Source organism: Tsukamurella sp. M9C (assembly GCF_020169415.1).
Taxonomy (GTDB): Bacteria; Actinomycetota; Actinomycetes; order Mycobacteriales; family Mycobacteriaceae; genus Tsukamurella.
On sequence record NZ_JAIULG010000088.1, the window covers coordinates 1 to 5,476 of the forward strand.

General features: G+C 55.0%; 3 rRNA genes. All 3 read right to left on the reverse strand.

The annotated features are described in order from the left end of the window. Window positions 1-17: 17 nt before the first annotated feature. Window positions 18-134, reverse strand: a 5S ribosomal RNA gene (rrf, locus tag LB823_RS23390). A gap of 130 nt (window positions 135-264) precedes the next feature. After that, a 23S ribosomal RNA gene (locus tag LB823_RS23395) occupies window positions 265-3,353 on the reverse strand. Window positions 3,354-3,790: 437 nt separating this feature from the next. Next, window positions 3,791-5,309, reverse strand: a 16S ribosomal RNA gene (locus LB823_RS23400). Together the 16S, 23S and 5S rRNA genes form the textbook arrangement of a ribosomal RNA operon. Window positions 5,310-5,476: the final 167 nt, after the last annotated feature.

Here is a 5,476-nt window from a genome sequence, read left to right on the forward strand (position 1 = left end):
TCCTGTATCTAATTTTAGTCCGGCGGTGTCCTACTCTCCCACACCCTCGCGAGTGCAGTACCATCGGCGCTGGAGGGCTTAGCTTCCGGGTTCGGAATGGAGCCGGGCGTTTCCCCTCCGCTATGGCCGCCGTAACACTGCGAAACAACACATGTGTGCTGTCTCAGACATTGCATAGTGGACGCGAACCAGCCTCAGCTGGTTTCTGTTATTGTTACACGCTTTCACCTGTGAGCTTGTGCTCGTTTTGGCGAATGTTATGTGTGTGGTAAGTCCTCGACCGATTAGTACCAGTCACCTACACGCATTACTGCGCTTCCAGTTCTGGCCTATCAACCCCATAGTCTGTAGGGGGTCTTACCCACTCAAGGTGGTGAGAAACCTAATCTTGGAACAGGCTTCCCGCTTAGATGCTTTCAGCGGTTATCCCTTCCGAACGTAGCCAACCAGCCGTGCTCCTGGTGGAACAACTGGCACACCAGAGGTTCGTCCGTCCCGGTCCTCTCGTACTAGGGACAGCCTTCCTCAAGTTTCTAACGCGCGCGGCGGATAGAGACCGAACTGTCTCACGACGTTCTAAACCCAGCTCGCGTGCCGCTTTAATGGGCGAACAGCCCAACCCTTGGGACCTACTCCAGCCCCAGGATGCGACGAGCCGACATCGAGGTGCCAAACCATCCCGTCGATATGGACTCTTGGGGAAGATCAGCCTGTTATCCCCGGGGTACCTTTTATCCGTTGAGCGACACCGCTTCCACTTGCCGGTGCCGGATCACTAGTCCCGACTTTCGTCCCTGCTCGACCTGTCAGTCTCACAGTCAAGCTCCCTTGTGCACTTGCACTCAACACCTGATTGCCAACCAGGCTGAGGGAACCTTTGGGCGCCTCCGTTACATTTTGGGAGGCAACCGCCCCAGTTAAACTACCCACCAGGCACTGTCCCTGAACCAGATCATGGTCCGAGGTTGAGGTATCCAATACGATCAGAGTGGTATTTCAACAACGACTCCACGAACACTGGCGTGCCCGCTTCACAGTCTCCCACCTATCCTACACAAACCGAACCGAACACCAATACCAAGCTATAGTGAAGGTCCCGGGGTCTTTTCGTCCTGCCGCGCGTAACGAGCATCTTTACTCGTACTGCAATTTCGCCGAGTCTGTGGTTGAGACAGCAGAGAAGTCGTTACGCCATTCGTGCAGGTCGGAACTTACCCGACAAGGAATTTCGCTACCTTAGGATGGTTATAGTTACCACCGCCGTTTACTGGGGCTTAAATTCTCAGCTTCGCCTTACGGCTAACCGGTCCTCTTAACCTTCCAGCACCGGGCAGGCGTCAGTCCATATACATCGTCTTACGACTTCGCATGGACCTGTGTTTTTAGTAAACAGTCGCTTCTCTCTGGTCTCTGCGACCCCACACAGCTCACGGAGTAAATCCGGTCACCATGCGAGGTCCCCCTTCTCCCGAAGTTACGGGGGCATTTTGCCGAGTTCCTTAACCACAGTTCTCTCGATCTCCTTGGTATTCTCTACCTGACCACCTGTGTTGGTTTGGGGTACGGGCCACATCAGATCTCGCTAGAGGCTTTTCTCGGCAGCATAGGATCATGGAATTCACCGCAACGGCTACGCATCACCTCTCAGGCTTATATGAGATCCGGATTTGCCTAGATCTCGCCCTACAGGCTTACACCAGTACAACCACTGACTGGCCCCACTACCTTCCTGCGTCACCCCATCGCTTGACTACTACCAGCCGAGGTCCCGTGCATCCACCAGCTCGTCACCCGAAGGTGATCTCGCGGCTTCAGGACGGTTAGTACAACTGATTCATCAGGGGCGATCTGACACGGGTACGGGAATATCAACCCGTTGTCCATCGACTACGCCTGTCGGCCTCGCCTTAGGTCCCGACTCACCCTGGGAGGATTAACCTAGCCCAGGAACCCTTGGTCATCCGGAGGACACGTTTCTCACGTGTCATTCGCTACTCATGCCTGCATTCTCACTCGCACAGCCTCCACAACTAGGTCACCCTGCTGCTTCTACGGCTGCACGACGCTCCCCTACCCACCCACACCAAAGGTGTGAGTGCCGCGGCTTCGGCGGTGTACTTGAGCCCCGCTACATTGTCGGCGCCCAGCCACTAGACCAGTGAGCTATTACGCACTCTTTCAAGGGTGGCTGCTTCTAAGCCAACCTCCTGGTTGTCTTCGCGACCGGACATCCTTTTCCACTTAGTACACGCTTAGGGGCCTTAGCCGGCGATCTGGGCTGTTTCCCTCTCGACTACGAAGCTTATCCCCCGCAGTCTCACTGCCACGTTCTCACTTACCGGCATTCGGAGTTTGGCTGACGTCAGTAACCTGTGAGGGCCCATCGGCCATCCAGTAGCTCTACCTCCGGCAAGAAACACGTGACGCTGCACCTAAATGCATTTCGGGGAGAACCAGCTATCACGGAGTTTGATTGGCCTTTCACCCCTACCCACAGCTCATCCCCTCAGTTTTCAACCTAAGTGGGTTCGGGCCTCCACAACATCTTACTGCTGCTTCACCCTGGCCATGGGTAGATCACTCCGCTTCGGGTCCAGACCCGGCGACTCAAACGCCCTATTCGGACTCGCTTTCGCTACGGCTACCCCCAGACGGGTTAACCTCGCCACCGAGCACTGACTCGCAGGCTCATTCTTCAAAAGGCACGCCATCACCCCACGATGAGGGCTCTGACGGATTGTAAGCACACGGTTTCAGGTACTATTTCACTCCCCTCCCGGGGTACTTTTCACCTTTCCCTCACGGTACTTGTCCGCTATCGGTCGCAAGGTAGTATTCAGGCTTACCGGGTGGTCCCGGCAGATTCACAGCAAATTCCACGGGCTCGCTGCTACTCGGGTATCCATCACAACAGGCACCACGTTTTCAGTTACGGGACTCTCACCCTCTCCGGCGGACCATTCCAGGCCACTTCACCTAACATGACACTTTCTTACTGCTGTCCAGCCAGGTAGAGCTGGAAAGATGAACCCCACAACACCACACACACAACCCCTACCCGGTATCACATGTGCATGGTTTAGCCTCATCCGCTTTCGCTCGCCACTACTCACGGAATCACTATTGTTTTCTCTTCCTGAGGGTACTGAGATGTTTCACTTCCCCTCGTTCCCTCCACACCGTCTATATATTCAACGGCGGGTAACACCACATGACTGGTGCTGGGTTTCCCCATTCGGAAATCCTCGGATCACAGCTCGGTTGACAGCTCCCCGAGGCATATCGCAGCCTCCCACGTCCTTCATCGGCTCCTTGCGCCAAGGCATCCACCGTGCGCCCTTAGACACTTACAACACACAAAACACACACCAAACACAAGACACAAACACTCTCGCATCAGCATATACTCCATGACGAAGCGCCAAATAAAACACAACAAAATGCTTACACAGAAACATGTAAAATTACAGAAACATAACACAACAACCACACCAAAACGATGCGGCGTCATGTTGATGCTCGCGTCCACTATACAATTCTCAAACAACACACACCACCACACCGCCACCCACCCACACCCCCGAAGGACCGTGGTACGTGAGCGCTGACGCGCAGCAGCAACAGAAAGGACGTGTCCTCTCAGACACCCAACAGTGTGCCGACGAAACCCCCTCAACCGGACAAGCCGGCCACCAGGGCGATAAGAATTACCGTGTCAGTGTTCCACCCAATAATATGAGCAACCGCATCAGCCACATTCGAGCTGATCAACGGCACTATTGCTCCTTAGAAAGGAGGTGATCCAGCCGCACCTTCCGGTACGGCTACCTTGTTACGACTTCGTCCCAATCGCCAATCCCACCTTCGACAGCTCCCTCCCACAAGGGGTTAGGCCACCGGCTTCGGGTGTTACCGACTTTCATGACGTGACGGGCGGTGTGTACAAGGCCCGGGAACGTATTCACCGCAGCGTTGCTGATCTGCGATTACTAGCGACTCCGACTTCATGGGGTCGAGTTGCAGACCCCAATCCGAACTGAGACGCGCTTTAAGGGATTCGCTCCACCTCGCGGTATCGCAGCCCTCTGTACGCGCCATTGTAGCATGTGTGAAGCCCTGGACATAAGGGGCATGATGACTTGACGTCATCCCCACCTTCCTCCGAGTTGACCCCGGCAGTCTCTCACGAGTCCCCACCATTACGTGCTGGCAACATGAGACAAGGGTTGCGCTCGTTGCGGGACTTAACCCAACATCTCACGACACGAGCTGACGACAGCCATGCACCACCTGTATAGAAGGCACAAGGCAAACCGAATCTCTCCGGCGATCCTCTATATGTCAAACCCAGGTAAGGTTCTTCGCGTTGCATCGAATTAATCCACATGCTCCGCCGCTTGTGCGGGCCCCCGTCAATTCCTTTGAGTTTTAGCCTTGCGGCCGTACTCCCCAGGCGGGGTACTTAATGCGTTAGCTACGGCACGGATCCCGTGGAAGGAAACCCACACCTAGTACCCACCGTTTACGGCGTGGACTACCAGGGTATCTAATCCTGTTCGCTACCCACGCTTTCGCTCCTCAGCGTCAGTTACTGCCCAGAGACCCGCCTTCGCCACCGGTGTTCCTCCTGATATCTGCGCATTCCACCGCTACACCAGGAATTCCAGTCTCCCCTACAGTACTCAAGTCTGCCCGTATCGCCTGCAGGCCCGAGGTTAAGCCTCGGGTTTTCACAGACGACGTGACAAACCGCCTACGAGCTCTTTACGCCCAGTAAATCCGGACAACGCTCGCACCCTACGTATTACCGCGGCTGCTGGCACGTAGTTGGCCGGTGCTTCTTCTGTAGGTACCGTCACTTGCGCTTCGTCCCTACTGAAAGAGGTTTACAACCCGAAGGCCGTCATCCCTCACGCGGCGTCGCTGCATCAGGCTTCCGCCCATTGTGCAATATTCCCCACTGCTGCCTCCCGTAGGAGTCTGGGCCGTGTCTCAGTCCCAGTGTGGCCGGTCGCCCTCTCAGGCCGGCTACCCGTCGTCGCCTTGGTAGGCCATTACCCCACCAACAAGCTGATAGGCCGCGGGCCCATCCTGTACCGCAAAAGCTTTCCACCAACCCCCATGCAGGGGAAGGTCATATCCGGTATTAGACCCAGTTTCCCAGGCTTATCCCGAAGTACAGGGCAGGTCACCCACGTGTTACTCACCCGTTCGCCACTCGTGTACCCCGAAGGGCCTTACCGTTCGACTTGCATGTGTTAAGCACGCCGCCAGCGTTCGTCCTGAGCCAGGATCAAACTCTCCATAAAAAACACTAGAAACCGAAGTTTCAGCATAATCAGGAAATCCTGAACAAAAAACGAAACCACTGACAAAAATCAATGATTCCAGAAATACATCTCGCAAAGAAATAAACGAGAAAAGCCACAACACAAACAACCAAATAATTTGATTGTCCATGCGTGCCAAAAAATTT